We start from the raw sequence: 20,866 nt of genomic DNA, 5'->3' as shown, positions 1-20,866 counted from the left end.
GCGCCGCCCGGTCTGTCGGCCATGTTACCCGAATGCGGGCCCGACCATCGTGAAACCGCCTGCCGCCCTGCCCCGTCGCGCCGGCGCCCGTATCCTGGCGCGCCTTTGCGCGCGCCGTCGGCGGGCCCCCTGGGCGGGCCCCCTAGGCGGGCCCCCTAGGCGGGCCCCCCATAAACTAATCACGAAACGATATAAGCCGGAAAGCCGACCACGTTATGCGGGTTTTGCGCTTCAGTTACAATGCCGCTTTTGGCGCAAACGCCACCCCATATATACCGCCAAGCAGGAGCGCTTTAATGACTCACGTTGTGACCGAAGGCTGCATCAAGTGCAAATACACGGACTGCGTGGATGTGTGCCCGGTGGATTGCTTCCGTGAAGGTCCCAACTTTCTCGCCATCGATCCGGACGAGTGCATCGACTGCGCCGTGTGCGTCGCCGAGTGCCCGACCAATGCGATCTATGCGGAAGAAGACGTTCCGGGCGACCAGCAGCAGTTCACCGCACTGAACGCCGAGCTGGCGAAGGACTGGCCGTCGATCACGAAGACCAAGCCGGCACCGGCCGACGCGGACGAGTGGAAGGACGTGCAGGACAAGCTGCACCTGCTCGAGCGCTGATCGCGCGGCGGCCGCAGAAATTTTTTGTGCGCCGCGCCCAAAGGGGGTTGACGGGTTAGCCGACACTCCATATAATCTCGTTTCTCTGCTGTTTGTTCCCCGATAGCTCAGTCGGTAGAGCGCCGGACTGTTAATCCGTAGGTCCCTGGTTCGAGCCCAGGTCGGGGAGCCAAAAACGCAAAGGCCCGTTGAAGGTGAACGGGTTTTTTGTTGGTGACGCAAACGCAGATGTACCGATTTATTCCCCGATAGCTCAGTCGGTAGAGCGCCGGACTGTTAATCCGTAGGTCCCTGGTTCGAGCCCAGGTCGGGGAGCCAGACAGCGAAAGGCCCGTCATTCGACGGGCCTTTTGTTTTTCCGGCCGCCCTTTCGCGTTTTCGCTGCCCGGCCCCGCGCATGCTAGAGTCTCCGTCCCGCATTCGCATCCGGTTCCGTCGATGAAGCACCGCCTCCTCCGCGCCACACCCGTCGCCCTCCTGCTCTCCGTTTTCGCCGCCGCGCCGCTCGCGCACGCGGAGGAAGTCGGCAGCGTCAACACCCATTTCCGCGTAACGGGCTCCGATCGCGTCGTCGTCGAGGCGTACGACGATCCGGTCGTGAACGGCGTGACCTGCTACGTGTCCCGCGCACGCACGGGCGGCATCAAGGGCACGCTCGGCGTCGCCGAGGATCCGAGCGAAGCGTCGATCGCATGCCGGCAGGTCGGCGCGATCAGCTTCAAGGAACCGCTCAAGCAGCAGACCGACGTGTTCAGCGAACGCATGTCGTTCATCTTCAAGACGCTGCACGTCGTGCGCGTAGTCGACAAGAAGCGCAATACGCTCGTCTACCTGACCTACAGCGACCGCATCGTCAGCGGCAGCCCGAAGAACGCCGTCACCGCAGTGCCGATGCCGGCCGGCACGACGATTCCGGTCAAGTAAAGCCCGCACCCGCCGGGCGCGCGAGCGATACACTGTCGGTTCGACCGCTCCCGCGCCCGATCATGTCCGCCACCCGCCTCCCCGACTCCGCACGCTACTGGCGCACGCCGTTGCTGCCGGACGCGGACCTCGTCACGGCCACCTATCGCGACCACACGTTCGCGCCCCACTGGCACGACGCGTACACGATCCCCGTGATTCTCGAAGGCGCGGAACGCTTCACCTATCGCGGCAGCGGCTACGTCGCCGAAACGGGCACCGTGCCCGTGATCAATCCCGGCGAAGTGCATACGGGCTCGCGCGCGGCCGACGAAGGCTGGTGCTATCGCGTCAGCTACCTGCCGGTCGAATTCATCCGCGAACTCACCAGCGCGATCGCCGGCCGCCCGCAGGACGCACCGTGGTTTGCCCCCGACGTGATTCGCGACACCGACCTCGCGGCCCGGCTCGCGCTGGCGCATCGGATGATGGAAGCCGGTAGTGAGCGCGCGCTGTCCTCGCATGCGCACGGGCAGCCGGCCGGCGCTCCGGCGGCCGGCGCACCACGCATCTACGATCCGCTCGCCGCCGAAACGGCGATGCTCGACGCGCTGTCGACGCTGATCGTGCGCCATGCCGACGCGCTGCCGCGACCGGCGCCGCTCGCGGCGGACGAACCGCGTGTCGATGCGATGCGCGAGCGGCTCGCCGCCGATCTCACGTGCACGGTGACGCTCGACGAAGTCGCGCAGGCGGCCGGCCTGTCGCCGTTCCACGCGGCGCGCCTGTTCACCCGTACGACCGGCATGCCGCCGCATGCCTGGCGCAACCAGTTGCGCTTGCAACGCGCACTGGCGCCGCTGCGTGCGGGCGTGCCCGTCGCCGACGTCGCCGCGGCCAGCGGCTTCGTCGACCAGAGCCACTTCACGCGGCATTTCAAGCGGATGTTCGGCGTGCCGCCCGGGCGCTGGCAGGCGAGCTGACGCACGGTTGCCCGTTCGCGGTACCCGGCCATCGCCTGCCGCCGGCCGGCAAGCGCCCACGCATCCACGCCGGCGACCGCAAGAACATACAAGCCCGCAAACCACCGGCCCGCTATCCTCCAACTCATGGAGGAGCACGCTTTGAACCCGACACCCGCATCGCCCCCTCGCCGCCCGCTCAACGAATGGCTCGACGGCGCGCGCGACACGATCCCGATGATGATCGGCGCGGCGCCGTTCGGCGTGATTTTCGGCACGCTCGTCGGCGGCGGCCCGCTCGCCGCGTGGCACGGCGCGCTGATGTCGCTCGCCGTGTTCGCGGGCTCCGCACAGTTCATCGCGCTCGGCCTGATCGCGGGCAGCGCGAGCTTCGTCGTCGTGCTCGCGACGACGCTGATCGTGAACCTGCGCCACCTGCTGTACAGCGCGACGCTCGCGCCCTATGTCGCGCACCTGCCGCTGCGCTGGCGCGCCACGCTCGGCGCGCTGATGACCGACGAGGTGTTCGCGGTCGCCTATGCGCACTACCGGCACTTCCCGCCCGGTGCGATCGGCCCCCACTACTTCTTCGGCTCCGGGCTCGCGATGTACCTGAACTGGCAGGTCTGGACCCTCGCGGGCATCGGCTTCGGCGCGGCGTTCCCGGGCCTGCAGTCGCTCGGCCTCGATTTCGCGATGGCGGCAACCTTCATCGCGATCGTCGTCCCGCAGCTCGGCACGCTGCGCTATTTCGCGGCGGCCGCGACGGCCGGCACGCTCGCGTACTTCTGGCAGGGCTGGCCGTACAAGCTCGGGTTGCTCGGCGCGGTCGCCGCCGGCGTCGCGATCGGCGTCGCGCTCACGCTGCTGCACGAACGCGCGCGCGCCGGCTCGCGCACGGAGGCCGCATCGTGAGCTACGCGCTGCTGATCCTCGGAATGGCCGTCATTACCTACGCCATCCGCACGACGCTGTTCCTGTTCGGCGAACGGCTGACCTTCCCGCCGCTCGTGCGGACCGCGCTCGGCTTCGTGCCCGTCACCGTGCTGACCGCGATCATCGTGCCGATGACCGTGTCACCGCACGGCGGCACGGCCGAGCTGACCTGGCGCAATCCGCAGCTCGTCGGCGCGCTCGCCGCCGTGCTCGTGTCGGCGGCGACGCGCCGCCCGCTCGTGACGATCGCGGCGGGGCTCGCGGTGTTCTTTTTCTGGCAAGGGATCGTGCTGCCGCACTGGCTGCCTGCCTGAGCGGACGCTCCGCCGCGCGCGCTCAAGTTTCCGCGCAGCGCGCCGATATCAGGGATGAAGACCCGCCACCGGCCTCGGCGCGCACCGGTCGGTCGACGCTGCGCCCGTACCGGTGCGCCGTGCCGGCCGCCGGTTTGCGCGGGCCGCCATCGAGACGATTCATGGGCCAGATCACCCTTTCCCTCAAAGACGACACGCTCGAGTCCCTGCGCAAGGACTACGACGCGTTCGTCCGCGTGTCGCTGAAACTCGACCCGCAGTTCGCGACGCCGTCGTTCGAGGATTTCCTGCGCGCGAAGCTGCTCGACAACATGGTGCCGCTGACCGAGCACGCGGTGCAGCGAATGCTGCAGGGCGGCCAGTACGCGTGGGCAAAACGCACGCTCGACAAGGAATTTCCGGACGTCGTCGCGATCCTGATGCGGCAGGCCGGCGAGTTCGGCTTCGGCTTCGCGTCGCGCTCCGAATGGACACCCGACGAACTCGCGAAGGCGTGCCGCGACTGGGCGAAGGCGATCGTCGCCGAAGCGCAGGGCGACCCGTCGCTGATCGACCCGCTCGCGTCGCAGATCAAGGGTGCCGCCCAGGATATCCAGACGCTCGAGGAACTGATGCAGACGCCCGCGTGGCGGCTCGCGGAATCGCTGCGGCAACGGATCTACGAGGCCAAGCTCGCGTGCGAGATGAGCGTCGGCAGCACCGCGCGCGACAAGCTCGGCGAACTGCGCGGGCTGCTGCGGCTCGGGCTCGCACATGGCTCGTTCCAGAAGCAGGAAGCGCAGCAGATCATGGAATACCTGCGGCTGCTGAAACCGGAGATCTTCGTCGAAGAGCCGTACGACGTGTTCGCGCGGCTCGCCGTGTGGCTGCGCGGCGTGTTCACGCCGGCCGCCGCGCGCCCCGCGCCGGGCCAGGGACAAGGGCAAGGACAGCGCCGGCCGTGACCGCGCGCCTGCACTGCTGAAAACAAGAACCCATGAATACGGCCCGGTTCGCGCGAAGCGAACCGGGCCGCCGGACGGCCGCCGTCGCGACGCGCCGTCCGGGGCGAGCGTCGCGCGGCGCCGGGCACCGCTTACTGCGTGGCGCCCTGGGCCGATGCACCGCCCTCCGCGCCGACCGATGCGCCGCCTTCGGTCGCTTCGCCGGCCTTCGTCTTGGCCGAGCCGACATGGCTCTTGGCCGACTTCGCGGCATGCTTCGTGTGCTTCTTGGCCGAGTGGACGGCCGACGACGCCGTATCCTTCGCGCCGTCGGCTGCCGCGCCGACCGCATCGGTTGCGCCGCCGACCGCATTGCCCGATGCGTTCGCGCCGGCGCTGCCCTGCACGCCTGCGCCGACGTCCGCCGCCGGGGCCTGCGCCTGCACGCCTGCCCCTGCCGAACCCTGCGCCGCCGTGCCCGTCTGGGCAAACGCAGCCGAAGTAGCGAACGCCGTCAGCGCGGCACCGATCAGCATCGTACGAATCTTGGACATGACCATCCTCCTCAAGAAGTTGTGGGCGCGGACCAGAGCAATGCGGTCCGTCGCGTCCCCCGCCGCAACACGCAGCAGGTACGACAAAAGACCCGCGGCCCGCACCGCCGGTTCGCGAATCTCTCAGACTGTTACCCACCGTTTCATTTGCTGACGAATCGCTCACAGTCCTTTACAACTGCGCGCCGCAACCGCCCATGCTCGCGCGCCGGCCCGCGGTGCCGTATGATGCGGGGCGATTCCTCCCGCGCATTGCGCACCCTCTTCGTCATGCCCAACCTGGATTTCACGCTGACCGGCGAATACGTCGAGCTGCACAACCTTCTCAAGATCACCGGCCTCGCAGACAGCGGCGGCACCGCGAAGCTGATCGTCGCGTCCGGCGCGGTGAAAGTCGACGGCGCGGTCGAACTGCGCAAGACCTGCAAGATCCGCGCGGGCCAGGTCGTGCTGCTCGGCGACACGCGCATCGCGGTGCGCGAGGCCTAGGCGTTCCCCTGTCCGCGACATGGCCATCGGCGCACGCGTTCGACACGGTACGAATAAAGCCGTAAGCTAGCCGTCTCTCAAAATAAATACAGACAGCGCGGGCCCGCACCCGCGCGAGCGCCCATTCCATGTCGCATTCCGGTCTCACGCGGACGGCCGCCGCGCCGCCGTCCCTGTCCAGTCACGCCGCCGATACCGCGCGCCTCGCCGCACCGCTCGCGATCGCGCAACTTTCACAGATGGCGATGAGCGTCACCGACACGGTGCTGCTCGGCTCGCTCGGCCCCGATTCGCTCGCGGCCGGCGGTCTCGGCGCGAACTTCTTCTTCGTCATCGTCACCATCCTGCAAGGCGTGCTGTCGTCGGTCAGCGTGAGCGTCGCGCATGCGCGCGGCGCCCAGGCGGAGGACCGCGTGCCGCACATCTACTGGACGGGCTTCGCGCTGTCCGTGCTGCTCGCGATACCGGCGATCGTCGCGCTGTCGCTGGCCGAACCGATCCTGCTGATGTTCCACGAGCCGCCGCTGCTCGCGCATCACGTCGGCGAATACACGGGCATCCTGCGCTTCGCGGCGCTCGGCAGCCTGATCGGCGTCGGGCTGATGCGCGCGTTCCTGCCCGCGATCGGCGCCGCGCGGCGACTGCTGTGGGTGTCGATCGGCGGTGTCGGCGTCAATGGCGTGCTGAACTACGGGCTGATCCACGGCGCATTCGGATTGCCGCGCCTCGGCTTTCTCGGTTCGGCGGTCGCGACGACGATCACGATCTGGCTCACCGCGCTCGCGCTGATCTGGCTGCTGCACGGCCGGCAGCGCTTCCGCCATTTCGTGACCGCGGCGCGCCCGAAGCTGCCCGTGATGGGCGAGCTGATCGGCATCGGCTGGCCGGTCGCGATCACGTACGGGGTCGAATCGACGCTGTTCCTCGGCACCGGCCTCACGGTCGGCGTGCTCGGTGCGACGTCGCTCGCCGCGCACCAGATCGCGCTGAACGTCGCGTCGGTGTCGTTCATGGTGCCGCTCGCGATCGGCCAGGCCGCCAACGTCCGGGTCGGCTACTGGGTCGGCGCGGGCTCGCCCGTCGCCGCGCGGCATGCGGGCTTCGTCGCGCTCGCGCTCGGCGTCGCGTTCATGTCGCTGTCGGGCGTCGTGATGATCGTCGCGCCGCACACGATCGTCGGCCTGTACCTTCACCTCGACGACCCGGCCAACGCGGCCACGGTGTCGCTCGCCGCGTCGCTGCTCGGCATCGCCGCGGTATTCCAGATCGTCGACGGGATGCAGACCGTCGCGTCGGGCGCGCTGCGCGGCCTGAAGGACACCCGCATCCCGATGCTCGCCGCGACCTTCGGCTACTGGGGCATCGGCTTCCCGACCGGCTACTGGTTCGCGTTCCATGCGGGCCTCGGCGCACGCGGCCTGTGGTGGGGGCTCGCGGCCGGCCTCGCGAGCGTCGCCGCGCTGATGGCCTGGCGCTTTCATCTGAAGACCGCGTCGCTCATCGCGGCGCGGCACTGAGCGCGACACGACACGAAATCGCGGCCGGCGCTATGCTTGTCGGTTGAAGACCCGAAGTCCCGACGACGCCGCGCGAGCGGCGCGACTGCCTCACGATACGCCCGACGCCGCGCATTGCGCGGCCTTTCCCCTTTCCAAGAGGAGTGCATCATGAACGAAGCAGTTCGGATGGAACGCGACACGTTCGGCGAGATCGCCGTGCCGGCCGACCGGCTCTGGGGCGCGCAGACCGAGCGCTCGCTGCAAAATTTCCGGATCTCGACGGAGAAGCAGTCGCCCGAGCTGATCCACGCGCTGGCGATCGTCAAGCGCGCCGCGGCGGCCGTGAACCAGTCGCTCGGCGTGCTGGCCGACGACAAGGCGCGCGCGATCATCGACGCGGCCGACGAGATCATCGCCGGCAAGCATCCGCGCGAATTCCCGCTCGCCGTCTGGCAGACGGGCTCCGGCACGCAGACCAACATGAACCTCAACGAGGTGATCGCGAACCGCGCGAGCGAGCTGATGGGCGGCGAACGCGGCGAAGCGCGCAAGGTTCATCCGAACGACGACGTGAACCGCGGCCAGTCGTCGAACGACGTGTTCCCGACCGCGATGCACGTCGCGGCCGCGTACGCGATCGTCAACCACCTGCTGCCGGCGCTGCGCACGCTGCGCGCGACGCTCGACGCGAAATCGAAGGCGTTCGCCGACATCGTGAAGATCGGCCGCACGCACCTGCAGGACGCGACGCCGCTCACGCTCGGCCAGGAGTTTTCCGGCTACGTCGCGCAACTCGACCAGGGTATCCGTCACGTCGAATCGGCGCTGCCGCACCTGTACGAACTCGCGCTCGGCGGTACTGCGGTCGGCACGGGGCTGAACGCGCATCCGGAGTTCGCGGTGCGCGTCGCCGACGAAATCGGCCGGCTGGCGAAGCTGCCGTTCGTGACGGCGCCGAGCAAGTTCGAGGTGATGGCGGCGGCCGACGCGCTGGTGTTCGCGCACGGCGCGCTGAAGACCGTCGCGGCCGGCCTGATGAAGATCGCGAACGATGTCCGCTGGCTCGCGAGCGGGCCGCGCTGCGGGCTCGGCGAGTTGTCGATTCCGGAGAACGAGCCGGGCAGCTCGATCATGCCGGGCAAGGTGAACCCGACGCAGTCGGAGGCCGTGACGATGCTGTGCTGCCAGGTGTTCGGCAACGACGTCGCGGTCAACGTCGGCGGCGCGAGCGGCAATTTCGAGCTGAACGTGTTCCGGCCGATGATCGCGCACAACGTGCTGCAATCGGTGCGGCTGCTCGCCGACGGCGCGCAGAGCTTCAACGACCACTGCGCGGTGGGCATCGAGCCGAACCGCGCGCGCATCGACCTGCTGCTGAACGAATCGCTGATGCTCGTGACGGCGCTCAATCCGCATATCGGCTACGACAAGTCCGCGCAGATCGCGAAAAAAGCGCACAAGGAAGGCACGACGCTGAAGGCCGCCGCGCTCGCGCTCGGCTACCTGACCGACGCGGAATTCGATGCGTGGGTGCGCCCCGAGCAGATGATCGGGTCGCGGTAACGGCAGTAACGGCGGAACGACGGGCGCGGCGCGAACGGCGCGGCGCCCGCGACGGTCAGACCGCGCCCTTCGCGACCTCTTCCGGTTTCATCTCGACGATCTTGTCGAGCGCAGCCCGCACGTCGGCCGCATATTTCGCGAGCACCTTCTGTTCGTCGGTCTCGGGCACGAACGGCGGCACCGGCACCGGGTTGCCGTTCTCGTCGACCGCGACGAACACGACAAGGCAGTCGGTCGTCTGGCGCAGCACGCCGCCCTTCGGATCGCCGGCGTGCACGGACACATGGATGTGCATGCTGGTGCGCCCCGTCGCGACGACGCGCGCCTTCAGCTCGACGAGATTGCCGACCAGGATCGGACGCTGGAAACGGATGTTGCCGACGCTGACCGTCACGCAATAGCGGCTCGACCAGACGGCCGCGCACGCATACGCGACCTCGTCGATCCACTTCATCAGCGCGCCGCCATGCACCTTGCCGCCGAAGTTCACGGACGACGGCTCGGCGAGGAAGCGAAAGACGGTTTCGGTGCGGTCGAGGGCGGCCGGTACGGGGGACGATTGGGACATCTTGTTGGCTCCAGGCGGCAGCGGCGCTGTAATCGGGCCATTATACGGTGCACTGCGACAACGCGTCGCGGTGCGCCCCGTGTGGCGCGGCGGTGCCGGCGCACCTGAAACGCACCGGGATCGGCGCCTGTCAGCGGCGTATCGTGATGCCCTGGTCGATCGTCCCGTACATCTCGAGGCTGCCGCCCCGCTCGCCGGCGGCGCCCGCGCCGCCCTGCGCACAGGCCGCGCAGACGAGCGCGGCCGCCAACAGGCAGAAAATCGTCTTCATCGTTGCTTCGTGTCACGTGCGGCGGCCCGCTGCCGCCGCGTCCGGCCATTCTACGCGCGCCCCGCGCGAGGCCGCAGTCCGGTCCGCCGCATCGCCCGTGCCCGTGCCGGCGCCGCTGCATCCGACATTTCAGCCGGATCCGAAACATCGAATGCCGGCACCCACTACACTGCAGATCATCCCGCCAGACGAGACACGACGATGACCGATCAAGACGACCACCACTTTCCGGGCCTGAGCCGCATCGGCGCACTGATCGCCGACCCGGGGCGCGCCGCGATGCTGTGGGTGCTGATGGACGGCAGCGCACGACCGGCCGGCGAACTGACGATGATCGCGGGGCTGTCGCCGTCCGCGGCGAGCGCACACCTCGCGCGGCTGACCGATGGCGGCCTGCTTGCGCTCGACGTGCGCGGCCGACACCGCTACTACCGGATCGCATCGTCCGACATCGCGGCATCGCTCGAAGCGCTCGCGAACGTCGCCCGCGCGGCCGCGCCGCACCGCCCGGTTCCGCCGCCGTCGCGCACGGTGCCGGCCGAACTGCGCTACGCACGCACCTGCTACGACCACATGGCCGGCGAGCTCGCGGTGCGCATCTTCGACGGGCTCACTGCGCGCGGCTGGCTGCTCGCCAATGGCGACGCAATCGAGACCACCGAACTCGGCACCCAGGCGCTCGCGCAATGGGGCATCGACGTCGCCCAGCAGCGCGCGCGTCGGCGCCGCTTTGCGTGCGGCTGTCTCGACTGGAGCGAGCGGCGCTCGCATCTCGGCGGCGCGCTCGGCGCCGCGCTGCTCGACAGCTTCTGTGCGCACGGCTGGATCGAGCGTTCCGCACGGCCGCGCGTGCTGCGCGTCACCGTGCCCGGACAGCAGGTTTTCGACGGGTGGCTTACGTCCGCTTGACGCCAGTATTGCGGCTGCACGACAACGGCGCGCGACGGACAGGTTTTGTTACATCGCGTGCCATCCGGCTTACAAAACACCGAGCATTGAAACAGGCCGAGCGGATATTGTGAACTCAACGGCACGAATCGACGCGCCGCGATAACGACGAAGACGCTCACCATGGCCACCCTGTTCACGCTCAAGCGAACCACCCGCTGCACGCTGCTCGCGTTCGTCGCGCTTGCGGCACTGCCCGCCGCATTCGCGCAATCGGCCGATGCCCCGCCGTATGCGGCCGCGGCACGGCAACCGGGCGGCGATCCGCCGGGCCGCGTTGCACGGCTCAATTACCTGTCGGGCGCCGTGACGACCGAACCGGCCGGCACCGATACTTGGTCGTATGCCGCCGTGAACCGGCCGCTGACGACCGGCGACCAGCTCTGGAACGATGCCGGCGCGCGCTCGGAACTGCACATCGGCTCGACCGCGGTGCGGCTCGGCAATTCGACGAGCCTGTCGGTGCTGAACCTCGACGACACGACGACACAGCTGAAGGTCGGCCTCGGCACCGTATCGACGCACGTGCGCGCGCTGCCGGCCGGCAAGTCGTACGAAATCGACACGCCGAACCTCGCGCTCGGCATCACCGGCCCCGGCGACTATCGCGTCGATGTCGCGCCGGACGGCGCAAGCACGACGGTGACGGTGCGCAGCGGCAGCGCGACCGTCTACGGCAGCAACGGGCAGTACCCGCTGTCGCCCGGACAGCAGGTCGTATTCACCGGCACCGACCTGCAGGTCGCGCAGCAATCACCGGTGCCGGACCCCGATGCGCTCGACCAGTGGGGCGCCAGCCGCGACGCGGCCGAGGAGCGATCAGTGTCGGCCCGCTACGTGTCTCGCGACGTTCCCGGCTACCAGGATCTCGACGCGAACGGCACGTGGCGCGAAACCCCGAATTACGGCTCGGTATGGGTGCCGAACGACACGCCGGCCGACTGGGCGCCGTATCACGACGGCCACTGGATCTGGCAGGCGCCGTGGGGCTGGACGTGGGTCGACGATGCACCGTGGGGCTTCGCGCCGTATCACTACGGTCGCTGGGCGTACGTGGACGATAGCTGGGCATGGGTGCCCGGCCCGATGATCGTTAGCGAGCCGCCCGTCTATGCGCCGGCGCTCGTCGCGTTTGTCGGTGGCGGCGGCGGTCCCGACTGGAGCGTCGCGCTGACCGTCGGCGGCGTCGCCGCAGCCGGTTGCGCATGGTTCGCGCTCGGCCCGGGCGAGCCGTGGCACCCGGGCTGGGGCGGCTGGAGCCCGCACTACTACGACCGCGTGAACCGCAACATCGTGGTGAACAACGTCAACGTGAACGTGAACAAAACCGTGAACGTGACGAACATCACCAATATCACCAACATCAACAAGACGTACGTGAACTTCCACGCGCCGCACGCGATCACGGCCGTGCCGGCCTCCGCGTTCGTGCATGGTCAGCCTGTTGCGCACTTCTCGCAGCACGTCGATCCGCAGCAATGGCGCAACGCCCACGTGACGCCGGGTACGCCCGGCATTGCGCCGGTGCGCCAGAGCTTTACCGGCGGGCTGCGCAATGCCGCCTACCGTCCGCCGGAGGCGATCGCGCAGCACCCGTACGTCGCGACGCGCAATCCCGCGGTGCCGGCCGCGTATCGCGACCAGGCCGCCGCCCACCTCGCGCAACAAGGCGGGCGCGTACCGGGCGCCGGCGCCCCTGTCGTGAAGACGAACGTGCCGGCCGACTACACGGCTCGCCCGGTTCGTGTTCCGGGCAACCCGAATGGCGGTGCATGGGCGATGCACAACGTGCAGCTCGTGAATCCGCACGGTCCCGTCGTGCAGCCGTCACGCGCACCGCGTGAAGGCCAGCCGCCGGCCGTGCAGGCCGCCGGACGGCCGGGCGCACCGGTGCCGGTGCCGGGCGTGCCGAATGCCGCACGGCCGGCGAACGGCGAGAACCCCAATGCGCCACGCTTCGCCAACGGCGGCATGCCGCAGGCACCGGGCAACCCGGCGCCGCATCAGGCATTCGGGCCCGGAAACGGCGTCCCGCATCCGCCGGTGGCCGGCAATTTCCCGTCGGCCATCGGCAACGCACACGCAGCCGATGCGCCGTCGCCTGCGTGGATGCAGCCGCACGCGCCGATGGAGCGCCAGCGCCCCACCCCGCCTACCGCGCTTCACGCGGCCGGACAGAATGCGCTGCCGCCCGTGCGCAGCGCGGTGCCGGTACCGCATCCCGACGGCGCGCAGCCCGGCGGGCGGAACGAAGCGCCGCGCGCACTGCCGCAACCGCGGTTCGACAATACGGCGCAGATTCCGCAGCCGCGTCCGCGTCCCGATTTGCCGACGCCGGCCCAGCATGCGCAGCCGCAGCCGCAACCTGAACGGGCCGCCCCCGCGCCGCAGCCGCGCCCCGAATTCGCGCAACCGGCACCGCACCGCGAAGTCGCGCCGCCGCGCGTGAACGAGTACCGCCCGCCGGCCCCCGCCGTGCATGACATGCCGCGCCCGCAGCCGCAGGCGCCGCGCGTCGAGCCACGGCCGTCGATGCCCGCGCCGCACGTGGAACCGCGACCGTCGATGCCCGCGCCCCGGATGGAGCCGCGGCCGCAACCGGCGCCGCACGTCGAGGCGCCGCGCCCGAGCAACCCGCCGCCGCAAGGCGGACACGATGAGCGGCACCGCCAGTAAGTGCCGCAAACGTAAAACAAAAAAGGCCCGACCGGCATCAGCCGGTCGGGCCTTCGTTCCGTGGGGCCCGCGGGTCGGTAAACCCGCACGGCCCGCGCCGTGCGATCAGACCGCCATCAGCGCGGTCAGCGGCTCGTGGTGGCGGTAGCCGACGAGCGAGAAATCGGACGGCTCGATCTGCTCCAGCCACTCGGGCGCATAGACGCCCGTCTTCGCGTAGTCGGGCACGCGCTCGGCAATCTCGAGCCGCGGGCTTTCGTACGGCTCGCGCGTGAGCTGCTGCTGCAGCATGTCGAGCTGGTTCTCGTAGATGTGCGCATCGCCGACGAAATACGTGAACCAGCGCGGCGTGTAGCCCGTCAGCCGGCCGACGAGCGACAGCAGCGCGGCCCCTTCCGTCAGGTTGAACGGCGTGCCGAGCCCGACGTCGTTGCTGCGGATATACAGGCACAGCGAAATCTCGCGCTTCGTCGCGTTCGGCAGGAACTGGTACAGCAGATGGCACGCGGGCAGCGCGATCTGGTCGAGCACGGCCGGATTCCACGCGTGAAACAGGATGCGACGATCGGCCGGATTCTCCATGATCGTGTCCAGGCACTGACGCAACTGGTCGATCGACTTGTACAACAGCACCTTCGGCGCGCCGTCTTCGTCGAAACGCGTGACGATCCGGAAACCGCGGCGCGTCGCGTCGGCAATCTGCGCGTCGGCGCCCGCGTCGAGCACCTTGTAGCCCGGCCACTGGCGCCATTGCACGCCGTACACGTCGCCGAGATCGTCGACGCCCTGGCGATACGGATTCGCGAGCCACTGCGCGTTCTCGTTCGCGTTCGCATCCCACACCTTGCAGCCAAGCGCGCGGAAATCGGCCGCGCTGCGCGACGCGCGCAGGAAGCCGACCAGTTCGCCGATCGCGGACTTGAACGCGAGCTTCTTGGTCGTGACGGCCGGGAAGCCTTGCTGCAGGTCGAAGCGCAGCATCGCGCCCGGCATGCTGATGGTGCGGATCCCCGTGCGGTTCTCCTGCCAGGTGCCGGTATCGAGAATGGTACGAACGAGGTCGAGATACTGTTTCATGCGGGTTCCTTCGGCCGCGAGGGCGGCCGTACCCGCCAATTTTAGCAAGCGTGATGCGGAAGCTCCGGCAACGGCGCCGAAAACCCTGCCAGCGTGTCGCCGCGATCGCGCATTCCGTGCGCGCACATCAGCCGGTAAAGCGTGACGCGCGACACGCCGAGTTCGCGCGCGGCATCCGCGAAACGGCCGCGATGGCGCAGCAGCGCCTGCTCGATCGCCTGCCGTTCGGCCGCCTCGCGCGCCTCCAGCAGCGACACGGGCGCGAGCGTCGCGTAGTCGTTCAGCTCGAGATCGGCCGCGGTGATCATCCGGCCCTCCGACATCACGATCGCGCGGCGCACGCGATTGATCAGCTCACGCACGTTGCCCGGCCACGAATAGCCGTACAGCGAGGCCACCGCATCAGGAGAAAAGCCGCGCAGGCGGCGATGCGCATCGCCCTTGAAACGCTCGAGCATGTGGCGCGCGAGCACCTCGATGTCCTTCCCGCGTGCGCGCAGCGGCGGCTCCTCGATCTTCAGCACGCACAGGCGATGGAACAGGTCTTCGCGGAACCGCCCTTCGCGCAACGCCGTTTCCATGTCCACGTGCGTCGCGCAGATCACGCGCACATCGACCGGTACCGACACGTGCGCACCGAGCCGCTCGATCTTGCCTTCCTGCAGGAAGCGCAACAGGCTCGCCTGGCTTTCGAGCGGCAGGTCGCCGATTTCGTCGAGAAACAGCGTGCCGCTGTTGGCGGCCTCGACGCGGCCGATCTTGCGCTGGTTCGCGCCGGTGAATGCGCCGCGCTCATAACCGAACAGCTCGGCCTGCAGCAGCGTCGACGGGATCGCCCCGCAATTGATCGCGATGAACGGCGCCTGCGCGCGCGACGAGCGCTCGTGAATCGCGACCGCCGTCAGTTCCTTGCCCGTGCCCGATTCGCCGGAGATGAACACGGGCGCATCGGTCGCCGCGACGCGACGGATTGTTCTGAAGAGTCCGAGCATCGCATCGCAGGTGCCGACCATCTCGCCTTCGCTGCGCCCGGCACCGGCGGGCGGCGCAACGGGCTCGGTCAGCGCGACCATCCCGTGTGCATGACCGACGGTCTCGACGATCCGCGACATCTCGTACGGCATCGTCACGTAGTCGAAGCAATAGTCGCGAATGAGATGGCGCAGCGTGGCGTCCTGCAACTGGCCGCGACGCGTCGCGGCAATCCAGCCGATGTGCTGGATGCTCAGGCAGGATTCGAGTTCGCGCAGGTCCGAGGGCTTGAAGCCCGGCGAGAAATCGAGCAGCCCGGCCGTCGCAACGCCGTGCTGCACGACGCGCCGTACGTCGCGTACGGTCTCCGCAAGATCGACGCGCCAACCGCATTCGTCGAAATGGCTGCGCAACGCGTCGTTCGGTTCGCGCGAATAATAGATCACGTGCCGCTGATCGGCTCCCATATGCCCACCCCGTTCATCAACCATCTAACGATTGCTGCGCACGTCAAATCGCGTGCGAAAGGATCGAATCGGGTCAGCCAAAGGTGGCTCGATTCGCCATGCCGATGCGCGGCAACGACAAGGCCTCGCATGATGGCGCTTATCTCGCGTCCGTTTTTTTTGATCAAGACAGCTTAGTTATAGGCACTGAATACGACAAACCGATTTCAATGCCTCAGGCGATGCGGCCGAATCGCTCAGGAAGTCGACGCATGTCAATCATCTGCACATAGCACTTGCGCAGCGAAGTGTTCTTCATCGACACACGCGTCGATTTTCATCCTTGCAGCGTATCGATTGAATCCGCAGTATTCCCAAGCCCCTTCGTTTCAGGCCTGAAACATTTTCAAGCGTTTTCGGCCACAATTCTCAACGCTTGCGCGCGAATCGCAGTCTCGACAACGGTCCCGGCTCGATGGCATGTATTTCGCTGAATAGGGAATACATCGGAGACAGCGACCATGCGACAACATCATTTGCTTTCTTTCGTGCCGATGGCGATTGCGCTCGCGGCCGCCGGCCCGCCCGTGCCGGCGCACGCGGATGAAAACGTGAAGCTGGATCGCGCGATGCTGCTTGCCGAAAACGCGCCCGGCATGCAGTCCGGCAACGGGTTCAGCGTCTTGAACGTGTCGGCACCGCAACCGCTGCCGGCCGGCAAGACTTCGGTGACGCTGTGGGACGAGATCCCGCCTCCGCCCCTGTTGCCGACGCCGCTCCCGGCACCACAGCCAGGCGAGGTGCAACACGCGATGGAACGAAACACGCAAGGCAACACGCACCAATCCATTCGCTGAGGATTCCGTATTTATTCGCATCAGCCGTCCGACATCGATCGCGACCACCCTCACCGATCCCGCAACACAAAACGTTTCTGTGCTCCGTCCCCCGGCGGGCACTCTTTTTATTCAACCCGTCGCCGCGACGCGTTGCATCGCGCGTCGCGGCGCGCAGCACCGGAATGCCGACGCACGCGCGCGGAATCCGGCATGCACCGCCGTTCCGGTAGAATCGGCGCCATTCCGGCTTTCCTCTTTCCCGACCTTCATGACGACGTTGACCCTGATCGTCGCGCGTGCCCGCAACGGCATCATCGGCCGCGACAACCAGTTGCCCTGGAAACTTCCCGAGGATCTCGCGTTCTTCAAGCGCACGACGATGGGTGCGCCGATCGTGATGGGCCGCAAGACCCACGAGTCGATCGGCCGGCCGCTGCCGGGCCGCCGCAACATCGTCGTCACGCGCGACGCAACGCGCCGCTTCGATGGCTGCGACACGGTCACGTCGCTCGCCGACGCACTGGCGCTCGCCGCACGCGACGGCGTGCCCGAGGCATTCCTGATCGGCGGTGCGCAACTCTACGCGGAAGGCCTCGTGCTCGCGGACAAGCTGGTCGTCACCGAGATCGATGCCGACTTCGACGGCGACGCATCGTTCCCTGCGCCCGACGCCATGCACTGGCGGGAAGTCTCGCGCGATGCACACCAGGCTGCCGCGCCGAACACGTTCGGTTATGCGTTCGTCGTGTACGAGCGCAAGCGCGGCTGACGCGTCACGCACGATGAGAAAAGCCCGACCGGCTCGCGCCGGTCGGGCTTTGTCGTTTCGGGGCGGCCTGCGCCGCGCGCGGCTTACTGCCCTGCGATCGTCATCTGCTCGATCAGCACCGAGCCCGTTTCCTTCGTACCGCGCACGATCGAATCCGCACCGATCGCGACGATATGCCGGAACATCTCCTGCAGCGTGCTCGCGACGGTGATTTCCTCGACCGGATACTGGATCACGCCGTTCTCAACCCAGAAACCCGCCGCGCCGCGCGAATAGTCGCCCGTCACATAGTTCACGCCCTGACCCATCAGCTCGGTCAGCAGCAGACCGGTACCGAGCTTCTTCAGCATCGCGTCGAAATCGTCGCCCGGCTGCGTGTTCGAACTGCGCAGCGCGAGGTTGTGCGAGCCGCCCGCGTTGCCGGTGGTCTGCGTGCCGAGCTTGCGCGCCGAATAGGTCGACAGGAAGTAACCTTCGACGACGCCGTCCTTGACGACGCTGCGCGCGCGCGTACGCACGCCTTCCTCGTCGAACGGCGCGCTGCCCATCGCGCGCGGCACGTGCGGATCCTCGACGACCTGAATGTGCGGCGCAAACACCGGCTTGCCGAGGCTGTCGACGAGGAACGACGTCTTGCGGTACAGCGCGCCGCCGCTCACGGCCTGCACGAATGCGCCGAGCAGGCCTGCCGCGAGCGGCGCCTCGAACAGCACCGGTACCTTGCGGGTGTCGAGACGGCGCGCGCCCATCCGCGCGAGCGCACGCTCGGCCGCGTAACGGCCCACCGCTTCGGGTGCCGCGAGATCGATCGCGCTGCGCTTCGACGAATACCAGTCGTCGCGCTGCATGTGACGGCCGCTGCCCGCGATCGGCGCGCACGCGATGTAATGGCGCGAGTACGGGTAGCCGGACAGGAAGCCGCGCGACGTCGCGAGCACGAATTGCGAATGCTGCGCCGACACGCTCGCGCCTTCCGAATTGCGGATCTGCGGGCTGACCGCGAAGGCGGCATCTTCCGCGCGGCGGGCGAGCTCGACGGCCTCGTCGGCCGTCAGCGCCCACGGGTGATAGAGATCGAGGTCGCGCGGGTCGGTTTCGAGCAGCTCGGCCTCGGCGAGACCGGCCGCTTCGTCCTCGGCCGTGAAGCGCGCGATGTTGTACGCGGCGGCGACGGTATCCTTGATCGCGGCCGGCGAAAAATCGGACGTGCTCGCGTTGCCGCGCTTCTTGCCGATGAATACGGTCACGCCGACCATCTTGTCGCGGTTGTGCTCGATCGTTTCGACTTCGCCGCGGCGCACCGACACCGACAGGCCGTCGCCCTCGGAGATTTCGGTCGCGGCGTCCGTCGCGCCGAGTGCCTTCGCATGGCGAAGGATGTCCGACGCGATTTCTTTGAGCTGGTCCTGCGTGTGCGGGAAATAGCGCGCTTGTACGTCGAGATTGGCTGCCATCGTCTTGGTATCCGGTGGCGGGCGGGCGCCCGCATGTTCAAAATGTTGCGTATCCCGCGATCATAGCAAGGTCCGGGGCCGGGCACAGACAAGCTTGGGGTGTCCGCGCCGCGATACAATGCCGCCCATGACACGCAAAACCCGAATCCAGCCGATCGAGCATGCCGTCGAAAACGACGACAACGGCTACGATCGCCCCAGCAAATCCCAACTCAAGCGCGAGATGCACGAGCTGCAGGTGCTCGGCCAGGCGCTCGTCGATCTGCCGAAGGATGCGCTGAAGCGCATGCCGATGCCTGAAAGTCTCTCGGACGCCGTTCGCGAGGCGCGCCGGATCACCGATCACGAAGGCAAGCGCCGCCAGCTCCAGTACGTCGGCCGCGTGATGCGCTCGCTGACCGACGACGAGACGGCCGCGCTGCGCACCGCGCTCGACGCGCAGCGCGGCGTGAACAAGGCCGCGACGGCCCGCCTGCACTGGATCGAGCGCACGCGCGACCAGTTGCTCGCCAACGACGACGCGCTGACCGAATTCCTGCGCCGGCACCCCGAAGCCGACATCCAGGAAGGCCGCACGCTGATCCGCAACGCGCGCAAGGAAGCGCAGCAAGGCAAGCCGCCGCGCTACTTCCGCGAGCTGTTCCAGTGGATCAAGACCGCGAGCGGTACGCCCGGCGGGGATGACGAAGCGGCCGACGACGCCGGAGACGACCATGACGACGACGAAGCCTAACCACCCGGACGAGCTCGTCGTCGGTCTCGTATCGATCAGCGACCGTGCCAGCACGGGTGTCTACGAAGACAAGGGTATTCCGGCGCTGCAGGAGTGGCTCGCCGGCGCGCTGGTCTCGCCGTGGCGCGCCGAAACGCGGCTGATCCAGGACGACGCGCCGACGATCTCCGCCACGCTCGCCGAGCTCGTCGACGTCGCCGGCTGCGACCTCGTGCTGACGACCGGCGGCACGGGCCCGGCGCGCCGCGACGTGACGCCCGAGGCCACGCTGGCCGTGGCGACGAAGGAAATGCCCGGATTCGGCGAACAGATGCGGCAGATCAGCCTGAATTTCGTGCCGACCGCGATCCTGTCGCGGCAAGTCGCGGTGATCCGCGAGACGGCCGACCATGCGGCGCTGATCATCAACCTGCCCGGCCAGCCGAAGTCGATCCGGGAAACGCTCGAAGGGCTGCGCAATGCCGACGGCAAGTCAACCGTGCCCGGCATCTTCGCCGCGGTGCCCTACTGCATCGACCTGATCGGCGGTCCTTACATCGAGACCGACGCCGCGGTGGTCGCGGCGTTCCGGCCGAAAAGCGCGCAGCGCTGAGCGTGTACCAAGCGCTGAGCGCGTGCCGGCCCGCTCAGGCGGCCGGTGCGGACTCGCCTGCCGACGCCGGCGCGGCCGGGATCAGGAAATGCTCGCGGTAGTACTTCAGCTCGTCGATCGACTCGTGGATGTCCGCGAGCGCCGTGTGCATCGCGCGCTTCTGGAAGCCCTTGTAGATCGCGGGCTGCCAGCGGCGGCACAGCTCCTTCAGCGTGCTGACGTCGAGATTGCGGTAATGGAAGAATTTCTCGAATTCCGGCATCCAGCGCGCCATGAAACGGCGGTCCTGGCAGATCGAGTTGCCGCACATCGGCGACTTGCCGGGCGACACGTACTGCGCGAGGAACGCCTGCAGTTGCGCGGCGGCTTCCGCCTCGGTCACGGTCGACGCGCGCACGCGGTCGATCAGGCCCGAGCGGCCGTGCGTCGACTTGTTCCAGTCGTCCATTTTCGCGAGCGTTTCGTCGCTCTGGTGGATCGCGAACACGGGGCCTTCGACGGCAACGTCGAGCGTGGAATTGGTCACGACGACCGCGATCTCGATGATGCGGTCGTTATCCGGGTCGAGGCCCGTCATCTCCATGTCGAGCCAGACGAGGTTCAACTCGTTGCGCACGAGCGCGGGCTGGCTGGCGGAAGCGGCGGTATCGGTCATGAGTCATCCTGGAAAATGGCGGACGGCGCGCGGCGCCGCCCGGGCGGCCGGCATCGCATCAGCGGGCCCGGTCCGCAAGAACATATAATTCTCGCATAGAACC

General features: G+C 68.1%; 22 protein-coding genes and 2 tRNA genes. 17 read left to right on the top strand and 7 right to left on the bottom strand.

Going from position 1 to position 20,866, the window contains the following annotated elements:
- Positions 1-296 precede the first annotated feature (296 nt).
- The 8 genes from fdxA to LXM88_RS10370 all read left to right on the top strand — a co-directional run bounded on the left by fdxA (position 297) and on the right by LXM88_RS10370 (position 4,679).
- Positions 297-620: a ferredoxin FdxA gene (gene fdxA / locus LXM88_RS10405; protein WP_011351384.1), complete on the top strand. Its 324-nt coding sequence runs from the start codon at positions 297-299 to the stop codon at positions 618-620.
- 96 nt (positions 621-716) lie between these two features.
- Positions 717-792, top strand: a tRNA-Asn gene (locus LXM88_RS10400).
- 70 nt (positions 793-862) lie between these two features.
- Positions 863-938, top strand: a tRNA-Asn gene (locus LXM88_RS10395).
- Positions 939-1,058: 120 nt separating this feature from the next.
- A complete protein-coding gene (locus LXM88_RS10390) occupies positions 1,059-1,544 on the top strand; it encodes a CreA family protein (protein ID WP_262541756.1) in 486 nt (161 codons plus the stop codon).
- A gap of 62 nt (positions 1,545-1,606) precedes the next feature.
- Complete coding sequence (locus LXM88_RS10385; protein WP_262541755.1) at positions 1,607-2,506, top strand: AraC family transcriptional regulator; 900 nt, start codon at positions 1,607-1,609, stop codon at positions 2,504-2,506.
- Between the two features lie 126 nt (positions 2,507-2,632).
- A complete protein-coding gene (locus LXM88_RS10380; RefSeq protein ID WP_262541754.1) occupies positions 2,633-3,400 on the top strand; it encodes an AzlC family ABC transporter permease in 768 nt (255 codons plus the stop codon).
- Entirely contained in the window at positions 3,397-3,735 is a 339-nt protein-coding gene (locus tag LXM88_RS10375; RefSeq protein WP_034183072.1) for an AzlD domain-containing protein, read from the top strand. Before LXM88_RS10380 ends, LXM88_RS10375 begins: the two co-directional genes overlap by 4 nt.
- A 161-nt stretch (positions 3,736-3,896) precedes the next feature.
- Positions 3,897-4,679 carry a DUF4088 domain-containing protein gene (locus tag LXM88_RS10370; RefSeq protein ID WP_262541753.1) on the top strand — a complete coding sequence of 261 codons (783 nt, stop codon included), beginning with the start codon at positions 3,897-3,899 and terminating at the stop codon, positions 4,677-4,679.
- 131 nt (positions 4,680-4,810) lie between these two features.
- On the opposite strand, the gene LXM88_RS10365 is transcribed toward LXM88_RS10370, so the two are convergent.
- Entirely contained in the window at positions 4,811-5,212 is a 402-nt protein-coding gene (locus LXM88_RS10365; protein ID WP_262541752.1) for a hypothetical protein, read from the bottom strand.
- Positions 5,213-5,482: 270 nt separating this feature from the next.
- Between LXM88_RS10365 and LXM88_RS10360 the strand changes: the two genes are divergently transcribed.
- The 3 genes from LXM88_RS10360 to fumC all read left to right on the top strand — a co-directional run bounded on the left by LXM88_RS10360 (position 5,483) and on the right by fumC (position 8,763).
- On the top strand, positions 5,483-5,701 hold the full coding sequence (locus LXM88_RS10360; RefSeq protein WP_006486208.1) for an RNA-binding S4 domain-containing protein: 219 nt from the start codon (positions 5,483-5,485) through the stop codon (positions 5,699-5,701).
- Between the two features lie 128 nt (positions 5,702-5,829).
- Positions 5,830-7,218, top strand: coding sequence for a multidrug efflux MATE transporter NorM (gene norM, locus LXM88_RS10355; RefSeq protein WP_065500472.1), 1,389 nt, complete (start codon positions 5,830-5,832; stop codon positions 7,216-7,218).
- Positions 7,219-7,368: 150 nt separating this feature from the next.
- The gene (fumC, locus tag LXM88_RS10350) at positions 7,369-8,763 is read left to right on the top strand and encodes a class II fumarate hydratase (protein ID WP_262541751.1); all 1,395 of its coding nucleotides are present in this window, start codon (positions 7,369-7,371) and stop codon (positions 8,761-8,763) included.
- Between the two features lie 55 nt (positions 8,764-8,818).
- Here the strand turns inward: fumC and LXM88_RS10345 are convergent, their stop codons facing one another.
- The gene (locus LXM88_RS10345) at positions 8,819-9,331 is read right to left on the bottom strand and encodes an acyl-CoA thioesterase (RefSeq protein WP_031399991.1); all 513 of its coding nucleotides are present in this window, start codon (positions 9,329-9,331) and stop codon (positions 8,819-8,821) included.
- Between the two features lie 130 nt (positions 9,332-9,461).
- On the bottom strand, positions 9,462-9,602 hold the full coding sequence (locus LXM88_RS10340) for a hypothetical protein (protein WP_208457657.1): 141 nt from the start codon (positions 9,600-9,602) through the stop codon (positions 9,462-9,464).
- Between the two features lie 201 nt (positions 9,603-9,803).
- Between LXM88_RS10340 and LXM88_RS10335 the strand changes: the two genes are divergently transcribed.
- Both LXM88_RS10335 and LXM88_RS10330 read left to right on the top strand, forming a co-directional pair.
- A complete protein-coding gene (locus LXM88_RS10335) occupies positions 9,804-10,511 on the top strand; it encodes an ArsR/SmtB family transcription factor (protein WP_262541750.1) in 708 nt (235 codons plus the stop codon).
- Positions 10,512-10,673: 162 nt separating this feature from the next.
- A complete protein-coding gene (locus LXM88_RS10330; RefSeq protein ID WP_262541749.1) occupies positions 10,674-13,226 on the top strand; it encodes a DUF6600 domain-containing protein in 2,553 nt (850 codons plus the stop codon).
- Between the two features lie 105 nt (positions 13,227-13,331).
- Here the strand turns inward: LXM88_RS10330 and LXM88_RS10325 are convergent, their stop codons facing one another.
- Both LXM88_RS10325 and LXM88_RS10320 read right to left on the bottom strand, forming a co-directional pair.
- On the bottom strand, positions 13,332-14,303 hold the full coding sequence (locus LXM88_RS10325) for a thymidylate synthase (protein ID WP_262541748.1): 972 nt from the start codon (positions 14,301-14,303) through the stop codon (positions 13,332-13,334).
- Positions 14,304-14,344: 41 nt separating this feature from the next.
- Positions 14,345-15,742: a sigma-54 dependent transcriptional regulator gene (locus tag LXM88_RS10320; RefSeq protein ID WP_262541747.1), complete on the bottom strand. Its 1,398-nt coding sequence runs from the start codon at positions 15,740-15,742 to the stop codon at positions 14,345-14,347.
- A 533-nt stretch (positions 15,743-16,275) separates the two neighbouring features.
- On the opposite strand from LXM88_RS10320, the gene LXM88_RS10315 reads away from it, so the two are divergent.
- The gene (locus LXM88_RS10315; RefSeq protein WP_262541746.1) at positions 16,276-16,578 is read left to right on the top strand and encodes a hypothetical protein; all 303 of its coding nucleotides are present in this window, start codon (positions 16,276-16,278) and stop codon (positions 16,576-16,578) included.
- A 250-nt stretch (positions 16,579-16,828) separates the two neighbouring features.
- Positions 16,829-17,329 (top strand): dihydrofolate reductase, encoded by a 501-nt coding sequence (locus tag LXM88_RS10310; protein ID WP_262541745.1) that lies wholly within the window; start codon positions 16,829-16,831, stop codon positions 17,327-17,329.
- A gap of 83 nt (positions 17,330-17,412) precedes the next feature.
- Here the strand turns inward: LXM88_RS10310 and pmbA are convergent, their stop codons facing one another.
- On the bottom strand, positions 17,413-18,783 hold the full coding sequence (gene pmbA, locus LXM88_RS10305) for a metalloprotease PmbA (protein ID WP_152855396.1): 1,371 nt from the start codon (positions 18,781-18,783) through the stop codon (positions 17,413-17,415).
- A gap of 127 nt (positions 18,784-18,910) precedes the next feature.
- On the opposite strand from pmbA, the gene yjgA reads away from it, so the two are divergent.
- Both yjgA and mog read left to right on the top strand, forming a co-directional pair.
- Complete coding sequence (gene yjgA, locus LXM88_RS10300) at positions 18,911-19,516, top strand: ribosome biogenesis factor YjgA (RefSeq protein ID WP_318654684.1); 606 nt, start codon at positions 18,911-18,913, stop codon at positions 19,514-19,516.
- Positions 19,497-20,108 (top strand): molybdopterin adenylyltransferase, encoded by a 612-nt coding sequence (gene mog, locus LXM88_RS10295; protein WP_262541743.1) that lies wholly within the window; start codon positions 19,497-19,499, stop codon positions 20,106-20,108. The genes yjgA and mog overlap by 20 nt, the downstream gene beginning before the upstream one ends.
- 34 nt (positions 20,109-20,142) lie before the next feature.
- Here mog and orn read toward each other — a convergent pair whose 3' ends face one another.
- The gene (orn, locus tag LXM88_RS10290; RefSeq protein WP_034183060.1) at positions 20,143-20,763 is read right to left on the bottom strand and encodes an oligoribonuclease; all 621 of its coding nucleotides are present in this window, start codon (positions 20,761-20,763) and stop codon (positions 20,143-20,145) included.
- Positions 20,764-20,866 lie beyond the last annotated feature (103 nt).

Source organism: Burkholderia sp. S-53 (genome assembly GCF_025560745.1).
Classification (GTDB): domain Bacteria; phylum Pseudomonadota; class Gammaproteobacteria; order Burkholderiales; family Burkholderiaceae; genus Burkholderia; species Burkholderia pyrrocinia.
This window is presented reverse-complemented; position numbering and strand designations above follow the sequence as displayed.

Coding starts and splice junctions, on each gene's coding strand:
- fdxA (WP_011351384.1), top strand. CDS start 297: ATGACTCACGTTGTGACCGAAGGCTGCATCAAGTGCAAATACACGGAC.
- LXM88_RS10390 (WP_262541756.1), top strand. CDS start 1,059: ATGAAGCACCGCCTCCTCCGCGCCACACCCGTCGCCCTCCTGCTCTCC.
- LXM88_RS10385 (WP_262541755.1), top strand. CDS start 1,607: ATGTCCGCCACCCGCCTCCCCGACTCCGCACGCTACTGGCGCACGCCG.
- LXM88_RS10380 (WP_262541754.1), top strand. CDS start 2,633: ATGGAGGAGCACGCTTTGAACCCGACACCCGCATCGCCCCCTCGCCGC.
- LXM88_RS10370 (WP_262541753.1), top strand. CDS start 3,897: ATGGGCCAGATCACCCTTTCCCTCAAAGACGACACGCTCGAGTCCCTG.
- LXM88_RS10365 (WP_262541752.1), bottom strand. CDS start 5,212: ATGTCCAAGATTCGTACGATGCTGATCGGTGCCGCGCTGACGGCGTTC.
- LXM88_RS10360 (WP_006486208.1), top strand. CDS start 5,483: ATGCCCAACCTGGATTTCACGCTGACCGGCGAATACGTCGAGCTGCAC.
- norM (WP_065500472.1), top strand. CDS start 5,830: ATGTCGCATTCCGGTCTCACGCGGACGGCCGCCGCGCCGCCGTCCCTG.
- fumC (WP_262541751.1), top strand. CDS start 7,369: ATGAACGAAGCAGTTCGGATGGAACGCGACACGTTCGGCGAGATCGCC.
- LXM88_RS10345 (WP_031399991.1), bottom strand. CDS start 9,331: ATGTCCCAATCGTCCCCCGTACCGGCCGCCCTCGACCGCACCGAAACC.
- LXM88_RS10340 (WP_208457657.1), bottom strand. CDS start 9,602: ATGAAGACGATTTTCTGCCTGTTGGCGGCCGCGCTCGTCTGCGCGGCC.
- LXM88_RS10335 (WP_262541750.1), top strand. CDS start 9,804: ATGACCGATCAAGACGACCACCACTTTCCGGGCCTGAGCCGCATCGGC.
- LXM88_RS10330 (WP_262541749.1), top strand. CDS start 10,674: ATGGCCACCCTGTTCACGCTCAAGCGAACCACCCGCTGCACGCTGCTC.
- LXM88_RS10325 (WP_262541748.1), bottom strand. CDS start 14,303: ATGAAACAGTATCTCGACCTCGTTCGTACCATTCTCGATACCGGCACC.
- LXM88_RS10320 (WP_262541747.1), bottom strand. CDS start 15,742: ATGGGAGCCGATCAGCGGCACGTGATCTATTATTCGCGCGAACCGAAC.
- LXM88_RS10315 (WP_262541746.1), top strand. CDS start 16,276: ATGGCGATTGCGCTCGCGGCCGCCGGCCCGCCCGTGCCGGCGCACGCG.
- LXM88_RS10310 (WP_262541745.1), top strand. CDS start 16,829: ATGACGACGTTGACCCTGATCGTCGCGCGTGCCCGCAACGGCATCATC.
- pmbA (WP_152855396.1), bottom strand. CDS start 18,783: ATGGCAGCCAATCTCGACGTACAAGCGCGCTATTTCCCGCACACGCAG.
- yjgA (WP_318654684.1), top strand. CDS start 18,911: ATGACACGCAAAACCCGAATCCAGCCGATCGAGCATGCCGTCGAAAAC.
- mog (WP_262541743.1), top strand. CDS start 19,497: ATGACGACGACGAAGCCTAACCACCCGGACGAGCTCGTCGTCGGTCTC.
- orn (WP_034183060.1), bottom strand. CDS start 20,763: ATGACCGATACCGCCGCTTCCGCCAGCCAGCCCGCGCTCGTGCGCAAC.